Here is a 20,684-nt window from a genome sequence, read left to right as displayed (position 1 = left end):
GCTTGGGCCAGAACCTGTTCCATCTGGCCCGCTTGATGCGCGGCGTTGCCGTTCGTCGAGGAAGTGTTGCTGCTCAATCGTGGCGATCAGTCGTGCCTGTCCGACGACGTCGAGCCGGAAGGTACAGGCTTTCGACTGATTGCGCCGCGAGAGGCGGTCGACTTGATCGACGTGGCGATCGAAATGGCGGTCGGGCTCGAATACGTGTTCAACACGCCGTCCGCGCACCGCGTGCACCACGCGTCGAACCTCGACTATCTCGATGCGAACGACGGTGGCGTGCTGGTCGAGTTCGACCGGCTGTTCGGCACCTATGTCACCGAGCGTGCCGACGAGCCGTGCCGTTTCGGCCTCGTCACGCCGACCCGCTCGCGCAACCCGTTCGTCGTCGAGCCCGAGCACTGGGCGAGCCTTGCCCGCGACGTCGCAACGTCCCGCGACGTGTGGACCGCGATCCGCTTCGTGCTGCCGCCGCCGGGCTGGCGCCCGGACAACCAGGGCGAAACGACGGAAGAACTGCGCCGTTGCAGCCTCGTCACCGTGCGCACGGATGCGTGAACGGCGCTACCCTGTGGCACATTGCCGCCCGCGCACGCATGCCGCGGCCGGTATGGCTCATGCAACACGCATCATCAAGCAACCCTCGATCCAGGAGAAAACATCGATGGAACACGATCTCAAAGGCAAGGCAGTCGCGATCACCGGCGGATTCGGCCATCTGGGCGTCGCGACGGCCGCGTGGCTCGGCGAGCGCGGCGCACGCGTCGCGCTGATCGGCCGCGGCGCGGCCCCGGCGGCGCAGGCGTTGCCCGGCGTGCCGGCCGACGCGCTGCGCATCGGCGGCATCGATCTCGTCGATCCGCAGGCCGCCGCGCAGGCGCTCGATACCGTGCAGCGCGAATTCGGTCGGGTCGACGCGCTGCTGAACATCGCGGGCGCGTTCGTGTGGCAGACGATCGCCGACGGCGACGCCGCCACGTGGGACCGCATGTACGAGCTGAACGTGAAGACCGCACTGAACGCATCGAAGGCCGCGCTGCCGCACCTGCTGGCGAACCCGGCCGGGCGCATCGTCAACATCGGCGCGGGCGCGGCGTTCAAGGCCGGCACGGGGATGGGCGCGTACGCGGCCGCGAAGGCCGGCGTCGCGCGGCTCACCGAGGCGCTGGCGGCCGAACTGCTCGACCGCGGCGTGACGGTGAACGCGATCCTGCCGAGCATCATCGATACGCCGCCGAACCGCGCGGACATGCCGGACGCGGATTTCACGCGCTGGGTGAAGCCGGAGCAGATCGCGGCGACGATCGGCTTCCTGCTGTCGGCCGATGCGCAGGCGATCACCGGCGCGTCGATTCCGGTGACCGGCCGCGTGGCGTAGCGCGGCGGGGCAGGGGCAGGGGGCTCGCGCTGCGGCCGGCCGTGCGTACAATGTCGCACCGGATTGCGCGAGCCCAGCCTGAGACCATGCATCAGCCCAATATCCTGATCGTCGAAGATGAAATGGCGATCGCGGACACGATCATCTATGCCCTCGGCACCGAAGGCATGCAGACCGTCCACTGCACGCTCGGGCAGGCGGCGCTCGACCACCTGCGCGACACGCGCTTCGACCTCGTGGTGCTCGACGTCGGCCTGCCGGATCTCAGCGGCTTCGAGGTGTGCCGGCGGCTGCGCACGTTCTCCGACGTGCCGGTGATCTTCCTCACCGCGCGGCACGATGAAATCGACCGGATCGTCGGGCTCGAGATCGGCGCCGACGATTACGTGGTCAAGCCGTTTTCGCCGCGCGAGCTGGCGGCGCGGGTGCGCGTGATCCTGCGGCGCTTCTACCGGACGGCCGCGCCCGAAGCGGCACCCGCGCCCATGCCGGCTGCGACCATCGCACCGGGGTTCACACTCGACACCGACGGCGCCCGCGTATCGTGGCTCGGCCACGCACTGGACCTCACGCGCTACGAATTCGGGCTGCTGGCGCTGCTGGTCCGGCATCCGGGGCGCATCTATTCGCGCGAGCAGTTGATGGACCTCGTGTGGCACGAGGCATTCGATTCGGTCGACCGTACGGTCGACACGCACATCAAGACGTTGCGCGCGAAGCTGCGCGCGATCGACCCCGAGCGCGACCCGATCCGCACGCATCGCGGGATGGGTTATTCGCTGCAACCGTAACGACCGGCACCGCCCATGCATATCGGCCTGCGCATCTTCTTCGGCTTTTTCCTGATCGTCGGCCTGGCCGCGCTGATCACGCTGCGCGTGTTCGTGCAGGAGGTGAAGCCGGGCGTGCGCGAGGCGATGGAGGACACGCTCGTCGATACCGCGCAAGTGCTCGCGACGCTGGCCGCCGACGACATGGCGAACGGCCACATCGCCGACGGCGCGTTCGCGCGGCAGCTCTCGAAACTGCACGAAAGCCCGGTCAGCGCGAACGTATGGGGCGTGCAAAAGACCGCGATCGGCTACCGCCTCTACATCACCGACGCGCACGGGATCGTGCGCTACGACTCGTCCGGCCGCGCGGTCGGGCAGGACTATTCGCGCTGGAACGACGTGTACCGGACGCTGCGCGGCGAATACGGCGCGCGCAGCACGCGCAGCGATCCGAACGACGACAGCAGCACCGTGATGCACGTGGCGGCGCCGATCCGGCACGGCAACCAGATCATCGGCGTGCTGACGATCGCGAAGCCGAACCAGACGGTCGCGCCGTTCATCGCGCGCAGCCAGCGCAAGATCATGCTGTACGGCGCGCTGCTGATGGGCGGCGCGATCCTGATCGGTGTGGCCTGCACGTGGTGGCTGGTGGTCGGGCTGCGGCGCCTGCAGCGCTATGCGCGCGCGATCGCGGCAGGCGAGCGTGCCGACATGCCGCTGCAGGGCGCGAGCGAGCTGGCCGAGCTCGGGCGCGCGGTGGAAAGCATGCATCAGCGGCTGGAGGACCGGCAGTACGTCGAGACCTACATCCATACGCTCACGCACGAGATGAAGAGCCCGCTGGCGGCGATCAGCGGCGCGGCCGAACTGCTTCAGGAAGACATGCCGGTGGCGAACCGGCGGCGCTTCACCGAGAACATCCGCCGCCAGGCCGGTCGCCTCGAACAAATGATCCGCAAGCTGCTCGCACTCGCGGAAGTCGAGCAGAAGCAGCGCCTGTCGGTGCGCGAACCGGTCGCGCTGCGGCCGGTGCTCGAACAGCTCGTCGACGATATCGAGCCGCGCGCGCGGCAGCGCGGCGTGAGCCTCGCGATCGACGCGCATGACGCGGCCGATCCGGCGATCGTCGAAGGCGATCCGTTCCTGCTGCGCCAGGCGCTCGGCAACCTGCTCGACAACGCGCTGGATTTCGCGCCGCGGGGCAGCACGATCCGCATCGCGCTCGAACGGCAGCCGGCGGGCAGGGCGCAGGTCGCGGTCGTGCGCGTGGCCGACGACGGCCCCGGCGTGCCCGACTACGCACTGGCGCGCGTGTTCGAGCGCTTCTATTCGCTGCCGCGCCCCGACGGCCAGGATCGCAGCACGGGCCTCGGGCTGTGTTTCGTCCGCGAGGTCGCGATGCTGCACCGCGGCCAGGTCGCGCTCGCGAACCGCGACGAAGGCGGCGCGTGCGCGACGCTCACGCTGCCGTCGGCGGGCTGAACACACTTCACGTTCGCCCCACATTCGCTTCACGCCGGCTTCAATCGCCCTTCACCGGGGCGGCTCATGCTGACCGTACCCTTTTACTCCGGTACTTGTCGGCCATGAATCGAGTCCTGTTGTTCAAATTCGTGATCACCGCGTTTCTCGCGCTGTTGATCCTGATCCCGCTGCACATGGTGCAAAGCATCGTGCAGGAACGCTCCGCGTATCGGATGGACGCGCTGCAGAGCATCTGGTCGAGCTATGCGGGGCCGCAGACGGTGGCGGGCCCCGTGCTCGTCGTGCGCTACACGGAAGTCACGCGCGTGCGCGACGATTCGCCGGCCGGCGGCGCGGCGAAGACGAGCCTGCGCAGCGAAACGAAGCGCCTGCTCGTGTTTCCGAAGACGCTGAACGTCGACGGCACGCTGACGACCAGCGTCCGCTATCGCGGCATCCACAAGGCGCTGGTGTATGAGCTGGCGAGCCGGATGACAGGCACGCTGCCGTTGCCGGACCTGAAGAAGCTGCCGCAGGCGGACGGCCACGTGAGCTTCAAGATCGACGATGTCTATGTGTCGATCGGGATCGGCGACATTCGCGGGCTGACCGCGCAGCCCGACCTGCGCATCGGCGGCACGCGCTTCGATGTCGAGCAGGGCACGCGGCTGGACAGCCTGCGCCAGGGCGTGCACGCGAACGTCGATCTCGCCGCGCTGGCGGACGCGAACGCAGGGGCGGCCGTGCCGTTCAGCATCGACCTGCCGCTGCGCGGTGCGGATTCCGTGGCGTTCGCGCCGGTGGGCGACCAGAACGATTTCTCGCTGAAATCGACATGGCCGCATCCGAGCTTCGACGGCGCGTTCCTGCCGAACAACCGCACGGTCGATGCGCACGGCTTCACCGGCAACTGGCGCGTGACGTCATTCAACACGAAGGCGCGTGAGCAGATCATCTCGGGCAACGGGGAAGGTGCGATCGAAATGGCGTCGGTGTCGGTGATCGAGCCCGTGAACGTCTATCTGCAGGCCGAACGTGCGACGAAGTACGGCGCGCTGTTCGTGATGCTCACGTTCGCGAGTTTCTTCATGTACGAGCTCGTGAAGCGGCTGCGCATTCACCCGATCCAGTACACGCTGGTCGGCCTGTCGCTCGCGCTGTTCTTCCTGTTGCTGCTGAGCCTGTCCGAACACATCAAGTTCGCGTATGCGTATCTCGCGGCGAGCGGCGCATGCATCGGGTTGCTCGCCTTCTACCTGTCGTTCGTGCTGCACAGCGTGAAGCGCGGGGCGGTGTTCGCGGCGCTGCTCGCGGTGCTGTACGCGGCGCTCTACGGGTTGCTGCTGTCGGAAGACAACGCGCTGATGCTCGGTTCGCTGCTGCTGTTCGCGATCCTTGCCGGCATCATGACGCTCACGCGCCGCGTCGACTGGTATTCGCTCGGCGCCGCGTGGCAGCCGCTGGCCGACAAGGCCGGTGCGGGTGCCGCGAAGCCTGGCGCGCAGGTGAAGTAGGCACGCGGGTTGCGGGCAGGCGCGCCGGTCGGGAAGCTCCGGCCGGCGCGTCACACCGCGAATCGCCACATCGCCGCTTCACGCGCGCGATGCAGGCCGCCGAAAACGCGCCAGCGGAATCTCGGCAACAGCGGCGATCTCGATCAGCAGATCGGGATGATAGAGACGCTCGACCTGGACGGTCGTCGTCACGGGATAGGGCTCGGCGAAGTACGTCTTGCGGAGGTCGCCGGCCTGCATGAAGGCATCGATGTCGGTCGCGTAGTGAACGAGCGAGATCACGTCCTGCATCTGTCCGCCAAACGTAGCGAGCACGGCGCGGATGTTGTCGAGCGTCTGGCGCACCTGTGTGCGCATGTCGCCGTGGCCGACCACCTGGCCGTCGCGGTCGAGCGACACTTGCCCCTTCAGATGCACGATCCGGCCATCGCCCTGGATCACGGCCATCGAGAACGCGCCGAACGGCGCCCAGACTTCCGGCGGATTCACTGCTTCAGCCATGACGCAGCTCCAGTGGGGCGATGACGAGGATGCGGCGGAAGGGGCGGCGGCGAGCGTTGCAATGAGACCGGGCCCTGCGCCGGCCGGAAACGCAATACGAGCGAGGCATCGACAGCGTCGCCGGGTTCGCGGACAATCGCGCCATTATGGATCAACGCCCGGCGAAGGGCGACCGACGCCACGGCGGCAACGACGACACCCCATGGACGATATCCGGATCATCAGGGATCTCGCAGAAATCGAGGACACCGCCTATATCGAACTCATGGGCGGGCCGTATGCGCGCAAATGCTGGAACGAGGGATCGCTGTTTTTCAGGGAGGAAGTCTTCGGCCTGCTCGAAGCGGCGATCGCGCGACAGATCCCGGACTACGATCATTACGCGTTCAACGGCATCGCTATGCCGGACTGGCTGCGGATCGTGGACGAGCTGGACGACACGCGCAGAATGCTGGGCGACGCTGCGCAGCGCATGACGGCACTCGAGCGGCTCGACTTCGTGTTCCGCGATTCGCGGCAGGCTTTCGTCGACCGTCTGGACGCGAGCTGCGCCGAGCTTGCGGAGGTGATCGCCGAAATCGATGCATGGACACGCGAGGTCCGGATTCGCCACGATCAGGTGACGATCTTGGGGATATGACGCCGCGTGGCATGGCCCGCGCGGCACGCATATCGGGCGGCATCCGCTTATACTGAACGCGTCTTTTCATTCGATTTTCGCCGTGCCCAACACTGCCTCTCCGGATCCGTCCGTCGACGATCCCCGTCCGACCCCGCCCATCCAGCCCGAACTCGAAGACTGCTGCAACAGCGGTTGCTCGCCGTGCGTATTCGATCTCTATGACGAAGCACTCGCGCGCTATCGCGTCGAGCTGGCCGAATGGGAAGCGCGTCAGGCGCAACGCAAGCATCACGCGTGATACCCGAGGCCGGCGAACGGCTGCGCCTGCATCTGCACCGTTTCCGCGTCAGCCCCTGCCGTCGCTGCGATTCCCGCGGCGCTTACGTGCCTGCATGCAGCCGCCGATGCAGCGGCCCGAGCATGGCCGATAGCGCGATGCACACGAGCAGCACGGCCGTCAGCGCGAACATCGACGTCCTGAATCCCTGCACGTAATCGAGTGCGGCCGGATGCGCGCCGAGCCGGGCGAAGAACACGCCGCCGAGCGTGGCCGCGCCGACGGCCGCGCCGATCTGCAGCATCGCGGTGACCATGCCGGAGGCGACACCCGCGCGTGCCGTGTCGACTTCCGCGAGCACGATCCGCACGACCGACGGCAGCACGAGGCCCTGGCCGATCCCGATTGCTGCAATCCCGACGTAGAAGCCGGGGCCCGGCGCGGCAGCACCGGCCAGCGCGGCGGCTGTCGCGACGCCGGCCGCGAGCATCGCGAAACCGAGCGTGAGCACGCGATAGCCGCCGAACCGGCCCACGAGTCGCGGCATCAGCAGCGGGCTCGACAGGAAACCGAGCCCGAGCGGCAGGATCGCGAGCCCAGACGCGAGCGGCGACCAGTTCAGGCAGCCCTGCAGGTAGATCCCGTAGCTCAGGAAGAACGCGCTCAGCGTGTAGAACAGGAACGCCAGCACGAGCCCGAGCGCGACGACGGGGTTGCGGAACAGGCGCACGTCGAGCAGCGGATCATGGCCGCCCGCGAGACGGCGCGCCTCGACCGCCAGCAGCGCAACGAGCATCGGCAGCGCGCCGACGAGGCACGCGACCATCCACAGCGGCCAGCCCGCCTCGCGCCCGTGCGTGAGCGGGTAGACGAGCATCAGCAGGAACAGCGACAGCAGCGCCATGCCCGGCACGTCGATGCGCTGGCCTTTCGGGGGGCGGCTTTCCGGGATGAAGCGCCAGCTGCCGATCAGCGCCAGGATGCCGATCGGCAGGTTGACGAGGAAGATCGCGCGCCAGCCGAGCCCGAACGGATGCAGGCTGATCAACGCGCCGCCGCCGAGCTGGCCGATCACGGCCGCTAGGCCGAACACGAAACCGTAGAAGCCCATCACGCGCACCTGCTCCTGCGGGCTGAACACGCTGCGGATCGTCGCCAGCACCTGCGGGGCGAGGATCGCGGCGAACAGGCCCTGCAGCACGCGGCCGCCGACCAGCACCGCGCCGCTGCCGGCAAGCCCGCACAGCGTCGACGCGACGACGAAGCCGGCCATCCCGATCATGAACATCCGCTTGCGGCCGTACAGGTCGCCGAGCCGGCCGCCGGTGATCTGCACGACGGCGTTCGCGCACGCGTATGCGGACACGACCAGCTGCAACTCGGCCGGGCGCGCGCCGATGCCGTCGCGGATGGCCGGCAGCGCGAGATTCACAATGAAGTAGTCGAGCGGCGGCAAAATCGCGCCAACCAGCAGGACCACCAGCGCCCAGCCGTGGTGGCTGCGCGGCGTCGCCGCGGCGGCCGTACCGGCCGGCACGCAGGGGGCAAGGGTGTCGTTCGTCATGGAAGCAGGTCCGAAAGAATGAGTGCCCATTCACGCCGGTCGTGACGCCAGTAGCGCGGGTTCGGCCGTGGACGGGCGATTGACCCCCATTCTGGGCGGTGGCAATGAATCGGAAAAGCGGGAATTGGTGGTAGCATCCATCGGGTTACTCGATGGATGGAGAATGGCGATGCGCGGTTTCGACCTGGATCAGTTGCGTACTTTCACGGCGGTCGCGGATGCCGGCAGCCTGACGGCCGCCGCGCCGCTGCTGCACCTGTCGCAGTCGACGGTCAGCGAGCAGGTGCGCAAGCTCGAATCGCGTGCCGGCGTGCCGCTGTTCGTGCGCAGCAAGCTCGGGGTCGAGCCGACCCCGGCCGGCTCGCGGCTGCTGCAGCATGCGCGGCGCATCGTCGCGCTGAACGAGGCCGCGTTCGACGAAGTGCGCGGGCAGGCGATCAAGGGCGAGCTGCGCGTCGCGATCACCGATTACTACCGGACCAATGAAGTCGCGGGCCTGCTCGCGCGGCTGCGGGAGTGCTACCCGCAACTGAGCCTGCACGTCAGTGCGATGAAGAGCGCCGATATCGAGGCCGCGCACGCGCGCGGGCAGGTCGATCTCGGCGTGGTGATGAACCTGTCGAGCGGGCCGTTCCGGCCGGCGTCGGCCGATACGCGCTGGGTGCTGCGGCGCGAGCCGCTGTCGTGGGTCGCATCGCCCGCGCTCGCCGAGCAGTTGCCCGAGCCGCTGCCGCTCGTGCTCCTGCCGGACGACTGCATGATGCATCAGGTCGCGGTGCGCTCGCTCGACGAGCAGCATATGCCGTACCGGCTCGTGCACAGCGCGTCCGGGGTGGCGGGGCTGCAGTCGATGCTGGCGGCGGGGCTCGGGGTGGGCTGCCTGTGCGCGTCGGCGATCGGCGAGGGCATGATGCGGCTCGGCGCGAAATTCCGGCTGCCGCCGCTGCCGGACGCGGTGTTTTCGCTGACGCCGCCGATGCCCGGCGAACGCGAAGCCGTCACGCAGGCGCGCGAGGTGCTGTCGCGGCAATTGCTGATGTAAAACCGGGCCGCACGACCTGCGGCGGCGCGTACCTGAGAGGCGCGCGAAGGAACATAAAAATGAACGACGAACTGCAACGCCAGATGGCCGCGAAGCTGCAGGATGCGCTGGAGCGCGTGGTCGACGAACGCTCGCTGATCCACTTCCTGCGCGTGCTCGGCCACGACTGGAACAAGGAGCGCCAGCTCGAGGCCGACGTGCCGCCGTCGCCGTATTCCCGCGCCGCGCTCGGCTGGGAAAACCACTCGATCGGCGAGTACCTGGACGCGATGGTCGACTGGGCCGAGGCGTCGGAGGAAGGGCTGCGTTTCTACGACGTGCCCGACAATCCGTGGCGGCGCATGGCGGACATCCTGTTCGCCGGGAAAATCTACGAATAGCGCCAGGCGGGCGCTTCGTTCACTTCGTTCGTGACCGTCGCCGCGAACCGTCTATTCGACGATTTCGCCGCTCACATATGCACGCAGCCCGTCGGCCAGCGCATCGAACACCGCGCGGCAGCGCGGGCTCGACCGCAGGTCCTCGTGCATCACGACCCAGGTTTCCAGCGGCACCGCGAGCTTGTCCGGCAGCACGCGCACGAGCCGCGCGTCGCGTTTCGCGAGCCCACTCTGGCAGAAACCGATCCCATAGCCGGCGCGGATCATCGCGAGCTGTGCGAGGTTGCTGTCGGTGCGCAGCGAGAACGCATCGCGCTTCCACAGCGGCATGCTGCGGCCCATCGAGCGGATGAACGGCGTGACCGTATCGAAGCCGATCAGCGCGTGATGCGCGAGTTCGTCGGTCGTCTCGGGTACCCCGTTGTGCGCCAGGTAGTCGTCGCGTGCATACAGCCCGACATCGACCGCGCCGATGCGCCGTGCAACGAGCGCTTCCTGCGTGGGCGGCGCCATCCGGACCGCGATGTCGGCCTCGCGCTTGAGCACGTCCTGGAGGCGGTCGGTCGGCACCAGTTCGATGACGAGCCCCGGATGGTTGCGCCGCAATTGCGCGAGCATCGGCGGCAGCACTTCGACGGCGATCACGTCGCTGGCCGAGATCCGCACGATGCCGCGCACGCCGGCGCCGTGGCTTGCCGCCGCGCGCTCGAACGCGGCCGCCGCGCTGCGCAGCGCCTCCGCATGGCCGCGCAGCGCGAGCGCCGCCTCGGTCGGCAGCAGGCCGGACGGCGAGCGCGTGAACAGCGTCTGGCCGAACGCGGCCTCCAGCGCCGCGACGTGGCGGCCGGCCGTCGGCTGCGTGATGCCGAGGGCGCGCGCCGCGCCGGACAGCGAGCCTTCCGTCAGCACGGCGAGAAAGGTGCGGTAGCGTTCCCAGTTCAGATCGGTGGTCATACATAAATGTATAGCTGATCCATCAGGTTCGGCAATTCCTTGATAGCCGAAGCCGCGCCAGAATGCGTGTCATCACGGACATTCATTCAAGGAGAGCGGCAATGACGACCCACGCAGGCGGGACGCAACGACAGGCACTCGTGCTCGGCGCGAGCGGCGGGATTGGCGGGGAAGTCGCGCGGCAGTTGCGCGATGCGGGCTGGCAGGTACGCGCGCTCAAGCGCGGGCTCGACGCCGAGGTCGTGGAGCGCGACGGCATCGCGTGGATGCGCGGCGACGCGATGGACCGCGACGCGGTCGTCCGGGCCGCGCGCGGCTGCAGCGTGATCGTGCACGCAGTGAATCCGCCGGGCTACAGGAACTGGGCCGGGCAGGTGCTGCCGATGATCGACAACACGATCGCGGCAGCGAAGGCGGAGCGGGCGACCATCGTGCTGCCGGGCACCGTCTACAACTACGGCGCCGATGCGTTCCCGGTGCTGGTCGAAGATGCGCCGCAGCATCCGTCGACGCGCAAGGGCGCGATCCGCGTCGAGCTGGAGCGCCGGCTGCAGGATGCGGCGGGGCAGGGCGTCCGCACGATCATCGTGCGGGCCGGCGATTTCTTCGGGCCGAAGCTCACCGGCAACAGCTGGTTTGCGGCGGGGTTGGTCAAGGCCGGGCAGCCGGTTGCGTCCATCAGCGTGCCGGGGCGGGACGGCATCGGGCACCAATGGTCGTATGTGCCGGACGCCGCGCGCGCGATGGTCGAACTGATCGAGCGGCGCGACACGCTGGAACCGTTCGCGCGCTTTCACCTGGGCGGGCATTGGGATGCGGACGGCATACAGATGGCGGAGGCCGTGCGCCGCGTCGCGCAGCGGCACGGGCTGCGGCCGACGCTGCGCAAGTTCCCGTGGTGGTTCGTGTGGGTCGCGGCGCCGTTCGTCACGACGCTGCGGGAACTGCTCGAGATGCGCTACCTGTGGCGCGAGCCGATCCGGCTCGACAACACGCGGGTGACCGCGGTGCTCGGCCGGGAGCCGGTGACGCCGCTCGACACGGCGGTGGAAGCGACGCTGGCGGGGCTCGGGTGTCTCAAGTGAGCAACGGCGGTCGCGAACGCAAGCGCGTTCTGCTATGATCCGCGCTCCCTTCCTCGACGCTGCTGCAGGAAGGTACCCACGACCGCCGCAAGGCCGGAGGTCGCGTCGTACCTTTTTCATTTCCAGCAGCGATGTCTACTCTTCCTCGCTTAAAGAAGGCCTTGCAACGGCAAGGCATCCATGTCGACTATCACGCCGGCATCTATCACCTGCGCAATGAACTGACGCAGGCGTCCGTCCTGTTGCCCGATTCGCTCCCGCTCGAGGAGAAGGCCGTTCAGCAGTTGCTCGCGTTCGCGGCCGTCCGTTCGCCGGATGGCCATCAGGGCGTGTGCAAGGCGTGCGCGACGCCCGATTTTCATCCGGGCGGGGTCGCGCCGGTCGGCTCGATCGTCGCGACCGACGACGCGTTCGTGATTCCGGCCGCGATCGGCACCGATATCAATTGCGGGATGCGTCTCGTCACCACGGGCCTCAAGCGGTCGGCGCTCGCGCCGTTCGAGACGGCGCTCGTCGAGCGGCTGACGCGCGCGATTCTCGCGGATCGGCGCGACGTGCCGGTCGCCAGTGACGCATTCCGCGCGCTGTTCGATGCCGGCCCGGCGGCATTCGTCGATCGTGTCGCGCCGCAGGGGCTCTGGCAGCACGTCGACCGCGACCGGCTCTTCGACGAACTGTCGTCGTGCATCGGCCTCGACCGGTTCGGCGGCAGCGCGAAATATGCGCCGGATGCACACGTCGGGTCGCGCGAGGTATTCCGCGATCCCTGCCTCGGTACGCCCGGGGCGGGCAATCATTTCGTCGAACTGCAGGTGGTCGATGCCGTGTTCGATCGGCATGCGGCCTACCGTGCGGGACTCGCGAAGGACGATGTCGTCGTGATGATCCACAGCGGTTCGCGCGATGTCGGTTTCTACGTCGGGCGGCGCTGGATGGACCGGGCGCGCGCGGCGTGGCCGGCGGGCGTCAGGCATCCGGAAAGCGGCCTGTACGGCCTGTCCGGCGAACTGGCGCGCGAATACCTCGTCGCGATGGGCACGGCCGCGCGCTATGCGTGGCTCAACCGTGTCGTGCTGGCCGAGATGGTGCGCAAGGAGCTGGCGGAACTCACCGGCGAGACCCGTTCGGCCCTCGTGGTCGACGTGCCGCACAACGTCGTGCTGCGCGAAAACGGGATGAACATTCATCGCAAGGGGGCGACACCCGCCCGCGACGGCGATCTCGCGCTGATTCCCGGATCGATGGGCGATGCGTCGTTTCTCGCGACCGGGCTCGGTCATCCCGACTGGCTGTGGTCATGCAGCCACGGTGCCGGCCGCAGCGTGCGCCGGCAAGCGGTGCGGCGGATGCGCACGGAGCAGGCGCCGGGCACGTGGCGCTGCGTCACGCTGCGCGACGAGCGCCGCATCGAGGAGGCGCCGGAAGCCTACAAGCCGATCGGGCCCGTGATCGATGCGCAGGAGCAGGCCGGCCTCATTCGCAGCGCGGTCCGGCTGAAGCCGTGGATCACGTTCAAGGCGTGACGGGCGGCGGCGTGCTCCTTGGCCGCCGTCGTTGCTCGCGCCAGGGCCGGCGACACGTCGTCCGCCTTCCCGTGCCTCGGGCTATGCCCGGGCACGGGAAGGCGTCATCGCCAACCGAAGTACGCGCGGCACAACAATTTTCCACATACCCGGGCGCGTCCGATGCGCATCATGTCGGCTCAGGTCGATCAGGCGAAAACGGGGGCGCGATGTTGCATTTCGGGTGGAAAGTGTCGGTTGCGGGGGCAATCATGTTCGCATTGAGCGGGTGCACCGACCTGGCCGGGGTTCTGTATTGCAACAACTCGCAGTTCAACTTTCCGGACTATCACTGCTTTCAGCCGTAATAGCAGCGGCTGGCGCGGCGACGGAACGCTGTCGCGCCCGTGTGCCGCGCGATTTCCCGTTACCCGTCATGCGACGACCGGCAACACCTCCACCGCATAGCGGTGCCGAAGGCTGCGCCCGAGCACCGGATCGTGCAGCTCCATCTCGAACGCCTCGCCGTCGCCCATCGCCGCGATCGCGCCATGCACGGCGACCGTGCCGCCATACATCGCGCTGCGCGCGGGCATCGTGCGGCGGTCGTCGAAGCGTTGCCACAGTACGTCGGGTGCAAGCAGGCCGCTGACCGCGCCGTGCTGGTACGTAATCCGCTCACCATCGCGCGAGATCAGCCACGAACGCATTTCGATCGCATCCCAGTGATCCGCTACTTCCGCGTACAGCCACGCATCGCGGCCGAGCGGTTTCGCGCACACCTGCTTCGACACCGCGACGCCGTACGCTTCGACTTCGCGATCCGTGTGGTCGGAGCCGACGGTCACGAGCGTGCCGGCCGGACTGTCGACCAGCACGCATTCGATCTCGCCGCCCGAGCGTGCGCCGAGCACGCCGATCGCGGGCGCCTGCGTCAGTAGCGCGGCCGACACGCGATAGAAGCACGGCGTGGTCGACGGCGGCGCGACGCCGAGCGCCGCGAGTTCGTCGATATGCGCCTGGATCGCAGCCGGATCGCGGCCGGCCCAGCCGGCGATCACGACGCGCTCGATCTCGACGTCGACGGTGGTCGGCGCGCGTTGCCGGGAAATCACGTTGAACGACAGGGTTGGCATGCGGGTATCCGTTTGAAGGGCGAAGGAATGAATCGGCTGGCGGCGACGTTCAATCCGCGAGCGGCTTGTGCGCGGTTTCGCGTGCGACGAGGAGCGCGATCGACGTGACGACGAGCGCGGCGGTGACGTACAGCGACACGGCCGTCGTCGTGCCCGTCTGCCGGAACAGCGCGGCGATCACGAGCGGTGCGAAGCCGCCGCCGACGATGCCGGCGAGCGTGTAGGCGAGCGACGAGCCCGCATAGCGCACGCGGGTCGGGAACTGTTCGGTCACGAACGCGCCCTGCGGGCCATACATCACCGCGTGGATCACGAGGCCGATCGCCACGGCCGCGACGATCGCGCCGGGGCGCGCCGAATCGAGCAGCGTGAAGAACACGAACGCCCACACGATGCCGACGAGCGCGCCGGCGAGATACACGGGCCGGCGGCCGAAGCGGTCCGACAACGCGCCGAAGAACGGCACCGCGAGCGCGTTGCAGGCCGTGCCGATCATCACGGCCGTCAAAGCGACGGGGCGCGACAGGTGCAGCACGGTCGTCACGTAGGTGAGCGTGAACACGACGATCAGCGCATACAGCACGTCCGAGCCGATCCGCGATCCGCCCGCGATCAGCAGGCGCTTCCAGTGGTACTTCAGCACGTCGGCGACGGGTACCTCGGCGGTCGCATGCGATTCGGCGAGCTGCTCGAACTGCGGCGTTTCGTCGACGCCGCGCCGCAGCCAGAAGCCGAACACGACGAGCAGCGCGCTGGCCGCGAACGGCACGCGCCAGCCCCACGACAGGAAATCGCCGGACGTGGTCGACAGCGTCACGAGCGCGATGCAGCCGGTGCCGAGCAGCGTGCCGAACGACGGGCCGATCTGCGTCCACGATGCGGACAGCCCACGCCGCTTCTGGTCGCCGTGCTCGACCGACAGCAGCACCGCGCCGGCCCATTCGCCGCCGAGCGCGACGCCCTGCACGAAGCGCAGCGCGACGAGCAGGATCGGGCTCAGGATGCCGGCCTGCGCATAGGTCGGCAGCGCGCCCATCAACGCGGTCGTCACACCCATCAGCACCAGTGTGAGCATCAGCACCGCGCGGCGGCCGATGCGGTCGCCGAGATTGCCGAACACGAAGCCGCCGAGCGGGCGCGACACGTAGCCGACCGCATAGGTCGAGAACGCGAGGATCGTGCCGGCCAGCGGATCGACCGATGGAAAGAACAGATGGTTGAAGACGAGCGCGGCGAGCGTGTTGTAGATCGTGAAGTCGTACCACTCGAGCGACGTGCCGATCATGCTCGCGGTCGCGAGTCGGCTGTTGCGGACGCGGCGCGGCGCGTGGGCGGCGGGCTGGGCGAGAGTGCTCATGGTGTCGGGCATGTCGTGTCGGTGAACGGGATGAGGCGCCGGGCCGATGCGTGGGTGTGCATCGCGCATGCGGTGCGGCCGGTGTGGGCGATCAGGTGATCAGGACGGCATTGCGGCGGCAGCGGCGGGCTCGGTTTCGACGTCGCCGCGCGTGACATGCAGCGGCGCGGCGGCGCGCCACAGCATCGCGAAGGTGCGCACGTCGTCGTGCCCGGCGAGCGTGGCGGCCACGCGTCGCGTCGCGGCCGCATCGCTGCCTTCGATCAGCACGAGCGCATCGGCAGCCGGGCGGGCGGCCGCATCGGCGCCGATCGGCGCGGAAAGATCAGGCGCGGTGCAAAAAAGTCGCGCGGCGTGGATGCCCGGTTCGTGCAGCACGTCATCGAAGCGCTCGCGCAGGTGCTGCACGTCGATACGATTCGGCGGCAGCACGAACAGCGCGAGATGCGCACCTTCTCCGTCGCCGGCCTCAATCGTTAGTTTTCCGACGCGTCGCTGCGTGCCCGTCATGCGCTCGAAGTTCGCGAGCGACCATGCGGTCTGCTGCGTGAACGCGCGCCGGTACGCATCGCCATGGAACACGTCGAGCGTATCCGTCACGTACAGCGCGAGGTACTGGCGCGGGCCGCGATCGGTCGCACGAAAGCGCCGCGCATGCGTGAAGCCGGGAATCGCGACACGTTCCTGCATGTGCTCGCGGTCGTACCACGCGTTGAAATCGGCTTCGTGCGCGGGGTCGATATCCGTCCAGACGCAAAGCTGGCCGTGCGGAAGGGAAAGGCGGGTCATCGCGGGGTTCCTCGTGACGGGGGTGTGTCAGGAACCGCAGTTTCCCGAAGACGGGCCACGCCCGTCCAACAAGAAAACAAATTCGCGGTGAACAGGTTTTCTTATGAGCGGCGCGGGCGGCGTTTCGCGGGGGGCGTGGCGGGCGGGGCGGATGGCGTCGTGCGTTTCGCTTTTGCCGGTGCTTTCGCTTTGGCTTTTGTCGCGGGACGGGCGGGTGTTTTGTCCACGCTGTCGGGCGCGGCCGTCTTTGCGTGATGCGCGGCGGCCGACATCGCGCGCGCAACTTCGCTGGCCAGTTCTGCGATGCGCGCGGCCACCGGCAGGCCCTGGCTGCGGTATGTCGCGACAAGCGGCAGCGCGGGGAATTCGGGTTCGACGTCGAGCAGTTCGAGCGCGCCTTCGTGGAGTTCGCGCCCGATGATCGCGGGCGGCAGCGCGGCCACGCCGAAGCCATCGGCGACGAGGCGGATCATCGCGGCGACCGACGTGATGCAGTTGATGCTGGCCGGCCGCTCGACGGCCGCGAACAGGCGCTCGATCGTCGCGTGCGGCCCCGAGTGGCGCGAGAAGCTGATGATCGGGAATTCGGCCAGGCGCGCGACGTCGAGCGGCTGGCCGCCGAGCCCGAGGCGCGGGCTGGCCGCCCAGCGCACCGGGAATTCGCACAGCGGCAGGTTCGTGAAATCGGGGCCGGGCACCGGGTCGGTCTGCAGGATCAGGTCGACGCCGTCGGTGCTGAGCAGGCGGATCAGGTGCAACGTCGTGTCGCTGGTGATCTCGACGTCGAGGCGCGGATAGCGCTCGCGCAGTTGCGCCATCAGCGCGGGGAACCAGCTGTGCACGATCGATTCGATCACGCCGATCCGGATCAGGCCCGCGTCGCTCGCCGCATCGATGTCGCGGCGCATTTCGCCGTCGAGCCGCACGATCCGCTCCGCGTACGCGAGCATGCGGCGCCCGGCGGGCGTGAGCGTGGCCGAACGCGTATTTCGGTCGAACAGGCGTACGTCGAACGCTTCCTCGAGCGACGCGATGCGGCTCGATACGGCGGCCTGCGTCGTGTGCAGTTTTTCGGCGGTGAGCCGGAAGTTTTCCAGCTTCGCGAGCCAGACGAAGGTTTCAAGAAACCGGATGTTCATCGACGTTCGAACCGTGAGGCGGTGCCGGGCGGGGCGGCGGGATCGGTCGATGGTAGCGGATTTTCGGGGGGCGGAAGTAAGGGGGGACGCGGCGCGCGTGCGTGGGTAGGCAGTGGAGGACGGGACGACGTGCGCGAAACGCTGCCCGCGACGGGTGCGCCACACGAGCGGCGCACCCGCGCGCATCAGAGCTTGCCGAACGCGAGCGTCGGCACGTCGACGACCATCGCGCCGCCGTCGGCGACGAGCGTCGCGCCGGTCACGAACGACGCGTCCGGCGACGCGAGGAACGCGCACACGGCCGCGATCTCGTCCGGGTCGGCAGCGCGCCGCAGCGGCACGTCGGTGCTGACGCGTGCATACGCGCCGTCGAGCGTGTCACCGTGCGCCGACATCAGCGGTTCCATCTCCGCGTCGGCCATCGGCGTGTGGACCCAGCCGGGGCACACCGCATTCGCCCGCACGCCGTGCGGCCCGTAGTCACGTGCGAGCGACCGGGCGAGCCCGAGCAGTGCGTGCTTGCCGACCGTGTAGCCGCACACGCCGGGCCCGGCCGCGAGCGCGGCGATCGACGCGACCAGCACGATGCTGCCGCGCTGCGCGATCAGGTCGGGCAGGCACGCGCGCGCGCTGACGAACGCGGTATCGAGGTTCGCGTGCATCGCGTCGCTCCACTGCGCGTCGTCGGTTTCGTCCGCGCGGCCGAGCCCGTGGCCGCCCGCGCACGCGACGAGTGCGTCGACGCGGCCGAAGCGTTCGGCGATCTGCGGCAGGAAGCGGGCCCAGTCGGCAGTGCTCGCGGCATCGCCGGCCAGCGCGAGGCCGCCCGTTTCGGCGGCCAGCGCGTCGAGCGGCGCCTGGCGCCGCCCGATCAGCACGACGCGGTCGCCGCGGCGGGCGAAGCGGCGCGCGCATGCGGCGCCGATACCGGTGCCCGCGCCGGTAATCGCGATCGTGCGGGGTGGCGGGTGGGTCATGTCGTGCTCCGGAAAGGTGTCGATTCCGGTCACTTTAGGCGGCGCCGGCGAGCACCGGTATCAGCCGAAAGGATGAACGCGGGCGGCATCCGGGCGGCCGGCGCGGTAGCGGGCCATTTTGCAAAGGCTGACGATGTCCGGCGCCGAATCGCACTATCCTCCACATTTTTGCGATAAGTCACGAAAGCCCGGCAGAATAGCGCGGGCGGGCCGCGCATCGACGCGCGGCGCATCGGCCGGCCGATTCCGTCGTGCGAGCGGAGCGGCAGGCCGGCGATCCCGGCATGAGCGCGCACCCTACGTGCGCGCGGTATCGGCGCGAGGCGCGTGCCACGACAATTTATCGCCCGGTGCGCGCTCGCGTGCCGGACCATCGACAAGAACAGGGAGGGCCGGCTATGAGGCTGGACGACGAAAGGGAAAGCACGAACGTCGAGGATCGCCGCGGCGCCGGCGGGTTCGGCGGCGGGCGCGGCGCGACGATCGGCATCGGCACGATCGTGGTCGCGTTCGCCGCGTCGTATTTCTTCGGGATCGACCCGCGCGTGATACTCGAAGGCGCCTCGGCGCTGCAGGGCCGCCAGCAGCAGGCGCAGCCCGCGCCCGCGCAGCGGCAGGGCGCGGCGGCGAACGAACCGAGCGTTGTGTTCACGCGCAAGGTGCTCGGCAATATCGAGCGCACGTGGACGGGTGTGTTCAATACCCAACTGCACGCGCAGTACCAGCCGCCGACGCTCGTGATGTTCAAGAACTCGACGCCGACCGCATGCGGCACGGGACAGACCGCGATGGGGCCGTTCTACTGCCCGGGCGACCGCAAGGTGTACATCGATCTCGGTTTCTACGACGAATTGCGCAAGCGTTTCGGCGCGGGTGGCGATTTCGCGCAGGCTTACGTGATCGCGCACGAAGTCGGCCACCACGTGCAGAACCTGCTCGGCATCTCCGACAAGGTCGACGCCGCGCGCCGGCGGGCGAGCCAGGCGCACTCGAATGCGCTGTCGGTGCGGATGGAACTGCAGGCAGACTGCTTTGCCGGCGTGTGGGCGAACAACGCGCAGCGCGCGAACCAGCGGCTGATGGAACCCGGCGATTTCGAGCAGGGGCTGAAGGCGGCTGCCGCGATCGGCGACGACCGGCTGCAGCAGCAAGGGCAGGGCTACGTCGTGCCGGAAAGCTTCACGCACGGCACCAGCGACCAGCGCGTGTACTGGCTGCGGCGCGGGATGGAGTCGGGCGAACTGAGCGCCTGCGACACGTTCGCCGCGAACGCACGCTGAAAGCGGCGCGCACCGTCGCGCGAGCGCTTCGTCCCGGCCGGATCCGCGATGCCGACCGCGCCGGGACGATTTGCCGATTTGGGCTCACCGGCGCTTTTCGGCGCCGGTAGGCTGGCTCGAACTTCGATCTTCGTGATGTTCGCCAGCCAGCCGATTCCACCATGCCGACCTCATCCGTTCCCGCCGACCCGGCCGCCGCCGACTGGCCACGCGCGCTGCGCGCGTGCGTGGATGCGTTCGACGCGTTCGCGAGCCCGTCCGCGATCGTGTTCTACCGGCTCGACCAGAGCGGTGAACCGGCCGATTTCGAGCTGTTCGGGATGCCGGAATCGATGCATCGCATCTATGTCGCGCGCTACCGGATGCTCGATCCGCTGCATCCGTCGCGCTGCGCGGCGGGCGAGCGCGCGGTCGTCACGCTTGCGTCCCAATTGCCTGACGAAAGGCGCGACGCGTCCGCGTACTGGACCCGTTTCCTGCGGCGGCACGACGTGGCCGACGTCGTCGAGATCTGGCTGCGCGACGCGGGCCGCACGGTCGGCGCGTTCTCGCTGCTGCGCTTCGGGTCGGGCGACACGCGCGGCGGCGTGGCCGGCAACAGCACGGCCGGGCGGTTCGCGCCCGGCGAGATCGATGCGCTCGCGCGGCTGCAGCCCGTGGCCGAAGCCGCGCTGAGCCCGCTGCTGCGCGCGCGGCGCGGGATCCACCGGATCGGCTGCGAGGAGCGGCTGACCTACCGCGAGGAGCAGATCGCGCGCCTCGTGCGCGACGGCCGCTCGAACAAGGAGATCGCGCGCGATCTCGCGCTCGGCCAGCCGACCGTCAAGACGCACCTGATGCGGATGTATCGCAAGCTCGGGGTGTCGAACCGCACGGAACTGGTCGGGGCGCTGTTCCTGTAATTCATCGGATAATTGCGATCCGGACTTCGAACCTTCGCGATTGCC

20 protein-coding genes and 1 pseudogene are annotated in these 20,684 nt (G+C 68.8%); 13 read left to right on the top strand and 8 right to left on the bottom strand.

The window, feature by feature from the left end; genetic code table 11:
- Positions 1-195 precede the first annotated feature (195 nt).
- The 5 genes and pseudogenes from CFB50_RS28740 to creD all read left to right on the top strand — a co-directional run.
- Positions 196-558 (top strand): annotated as a pseudogene (locus CFB50_RS28740) (sterol desaturase family protein); the annotation flags it as partial.
- A gap of 106 nt (positions 559-664) precedes the next feature.
- A complete protein-coding gene (locus CFB50_RS28735; RefSeq protein WP_089448076.1) occupies positions 665-1,378 on the top strand; it encodes an SDR family NAD(P)-dependent oxidoreductase in 714 nt (237 codons plus the stop codon).
- Between the two features lie 86 nt (positions 1,379-1,464).
- Positions 1,465-2,169, top strand: a complete 705-nt coding sequence (gene creB / locus CFB50_RS28730) for a two-component system response regulator CreB (RefSeq protein WP_089448075.1) — start codon at positions 1,465-1,467, stop codon at positions 2,167-2,169.
- A gap of 15 nt (positions 2,170-2,184) precedes the next feature.
- Positions 2,185-3,636: a two-component system sensor histidine kinase CreC gene (creC, locus tag CFB50_RS28725; protein WP_089448074.1), complete on the top strand. Its 1,452-nt coding sequence runs from the start codon at positions 2,185-2,187 to the stop codon at positions 3,634-3,636.
- 104 nt (positions 3,637-3,740) lie between these two features.
- Positions 3,741-5,132 carry a cell envelope integrity protein CreD gene (gene creD / locus CFB50_RS28720; protein ID WP_089448073.1) on the top strand — a complete coding sequence of 464 codons (1,392 nt, stop codon included), beginning with the start codon at positions 3,741-3,743 and terminating at the stop codon, positions 5,130-5,132.
- 78 nt (positions 5,133-5,210) lie between these two features.
- Here the strand turns inward: creD and CFB50_RS28715 are convergent, their stop codons facing one another.
- A complete protein-coding gene (locus CFB50_RS28715; protein WP_069252079.1) occupies positions 5,211-5,633 on the bottom strand; it encodes a RidA family protein in 423 nt (140 codons plus the stop codon).
- Positions 5,634-5,835: 202 nt separating this feature from the next.
- Here CFB50_RS28715 and CFB50_RS28710 point away from each other — a divergent pair, with 202 nt between their 5' ends.
- Together CFB50_RS28710 and CFB50_RS28705 are read left to right on the top strand one after the other, a co-directional pair.
- Positions 5,836-6,273: a hypothetical protein gene (locus CFB50_RS28710; protein WP_089448072.1), complete on the top strand. Its 438-nt coding sequence runs from the start codon at positions 5,836-5,838 to the stop codon at positions 6,271-6,273.
- A gap of 82 nt (positions 6,274-6,355) precedes the next feature.
- Positions 6,356-6,553 (top strand): oxidoreductase-like domain-containing protein, encoded by a 198-nt coding sequence (locus CFB50_RS28705; protein WP_069252077.1) that lies wholly within the window; start codon positions 6,356-6,358, stop codon positions 6,551-6,553.
- 82 nt (positions 6,554-6,635) lie between these two features.
- On the opposite strand, the gene CFB50_RS28700 is transcribed toward CFB50_RS28705, so the two are convergent.
- Complete coding sequence (locus CFB50_RS28700) at positions 6,636-8,096, bottom strand: MFS transporter (RefSeq protein ID WP_089448071.1); 1,461 nt, start codon at positions 8,094-8,096, stop codon at positions 6,636-6,638.
- 169 nt (positions 8,097-8,265) lie between these two features.
- Between CFB50_RS28700 and CFB50_RS28695 the strand changes: the two genes are divergently transcribed.
- Both CFB50_RS28695 and CFB50_RS28690 read left to right on the top strand, forming a co-directional pair.
- Positions 8,266-9,138 carry a LysR family transcriptional regulator gene (locus CFB50_RS28695; protein ID WP_089448448.1) on the top strand — a complete coding sequence of 291 codons (873 nt, stop codon included), beginning with the start codon at positions 8,266-8,268 and terminating at the stop codon, positions 9,136-9,138.
- 59 nt (positions 9,139-9,197) lie between these two features.
- Positions 9,198-9,518 carry a DUF7660 family protein gene (locus CFB50_RS28690; RefSeq protein ID WP_089448070.1) on the top strand — a complete coding sequence of 107 codons (321 nt, stop codon included), beginning with the start codon at positions 9,198-9,200 and terminating at the stop codon, positions 9,516-9,518.
- A 51-nt stretch (positions 9,519-9,569) separates the two neighbouring features.
- On the opposite strand, the gene CFB50_RS28685 is transcribed toward CFB50_RS28690, so the two are convergent.
- Positions 9,570-10,472 carry a LysR family transcriptional regulator gene (locus CFB50_RS28685; protein ID WP_069252073.1) on the bottom strand — a complete coding sequence of 301 codons (903 nt, stop codon included), beginning with the start codon at positions 10,470-10,472 and terminating at the stop codon, positions 9,570-9,572.
- A gap of 101 nt (positions 10,473-10,573) precedes the next feature.
- Here CFB50_RS28685 and CFB50_RS28680 point away from each other — a divergent pair, with 101 nt between their 5' ends.
- Positions 10,574-11,557, top strand: a complete 984-nt coding sequence (locus CFB50_RS28680; RefSeq protein ID WP_089448069.1) for an NAD-dependent epimerase/dehydratase family protein — start codon at positions 10,574-10,576, stop codon at positions 11,555-11,557.
- A gap of 131 nt (positions 11,558-11,688) precedes the next feature.
- Positions 11,689-13,080, top strand: coding sequence for an RtcB family protein (locus CFB50_RS28675; protein ID WP_089448068.1), 1,392 nt, complete (start codon positions 11,689-11,691; stop codon positions 13,078-13,080).
- 413 nt (positions 13,081-13,493) lie between these two features.
- On the opposite strand, the gene CFB50_RS28670 is transcribed toward CFB50_RS28675, so the two are convergent.
- From CFB50_RS28670 to CFB50_RS28650, 5 genes are all read right to left on the bottom strand, one after another.
- Positions 13,494-14,195: a DUF2848 domain-containing protein gene (locus CFB50_RS28670; protein WP_089448067.1), complete on the bottom strand. Its 702-nt coding sequence runs from the start codon at positions 14,193-14,195 to the stop codon at positions 13,494-13,496.
- A 49-nt stretch (positions 14,196-14,244) separates the two neighbouring features.
- A complete protein-coding gene (locus CFB50_RS28665) occupies positions 14,245-15,564 on the bottom strand; it encodes an MFS transporter (RefSeq protein WP_089448066.1) in 1,320 nt (439 codons plus the stop codon).
- Between the two features lie 87 nt (positions 15,565-15,651).
- Positions 15,652-16,341 (bottom strand): DUF4286 family protein, encoded by a 690-nt coding sequence (locus CFB50_RS28660; RefSeq protein ID WP_089448065.1) that lies wholly within the window; start codon positions 16,339-16,341, stop codon positions 15,652-15,654.
- A 101-nt stretch (positions 16,342-16,442) separates the two neighbouring features.
- Positions 16,443-17,480 (bottom strand): LysR family transcriptional regulator, encoded by a 1,038-nt coding sequence (locus CFB50_RS28655; protein ID WP_089448064.1) that lies wholly within the window; start codon positions 17,478-17,480, stop codon positions 16,443-16,445.
- 185 nt (positions 17,481-17,665) lie between these two features.
- Positions 17,666-18,457 carry an SDR family NAD(P)-dependent oxidoreductase gene (locus tag CFB50_RS28650; RefSeq protein ID WP_089448063.1) on the bottom strand — a complete coding sequence of 264 codons (792 nt, stop codon included), beginning with the start codon at positions 18,455-18,457 and terminating at the stop codon, positions 17,666-17,668.
- A 398-nt stretch (positions 18,458-18,855) separates the two neighbouring features.
- Between CFB50_RS28650 and ypfJ the strand changes: the two genes are divergently transcribed.
- Both ypfJ and CFB50_RS28640 read left to right on the top strand, forming a co-directional pair.
- Positions 18,856-19,737, top strand: a complete 882-nt coding sequence (ypfJ, locus tag CFB50_RS28645) for a KPN_02809 family neutral zinc metallopeptidase (protein WP_089448062.1) — start codon at positions 18,856-18,858, stop codon at positions 19,735-19,737.
- 161 nt (positions 19,738-19,898) lie between these two features.
- A complete protein-coding gene (locus CFB50_RS28640) occupies positions 19,899-20,639 on the top strand; it encodes a helix-turn-helix transcriptional regulator (RefSeq protein WP_089448061.1) in 741 nt (246 codons plus the stop codon).
- Positions 20,640-20,684: the final 45 nt, after the last annotated feature.

This window comes from Burkholderia sp. AU33423, from assembly GCF_002223135.1.
GTDB classification, from domain to species: Bacteria; Pseudomonadota; Gammaproteobacteria; order Burkholderiales; family Burkholderiaceae; genus Burkholderia; species Burkholderia lata_D.
Note: the sequence above shows the minus strand (reverse complement) of the source record. Positions and strands in the feature narration are given on the sequence as shown.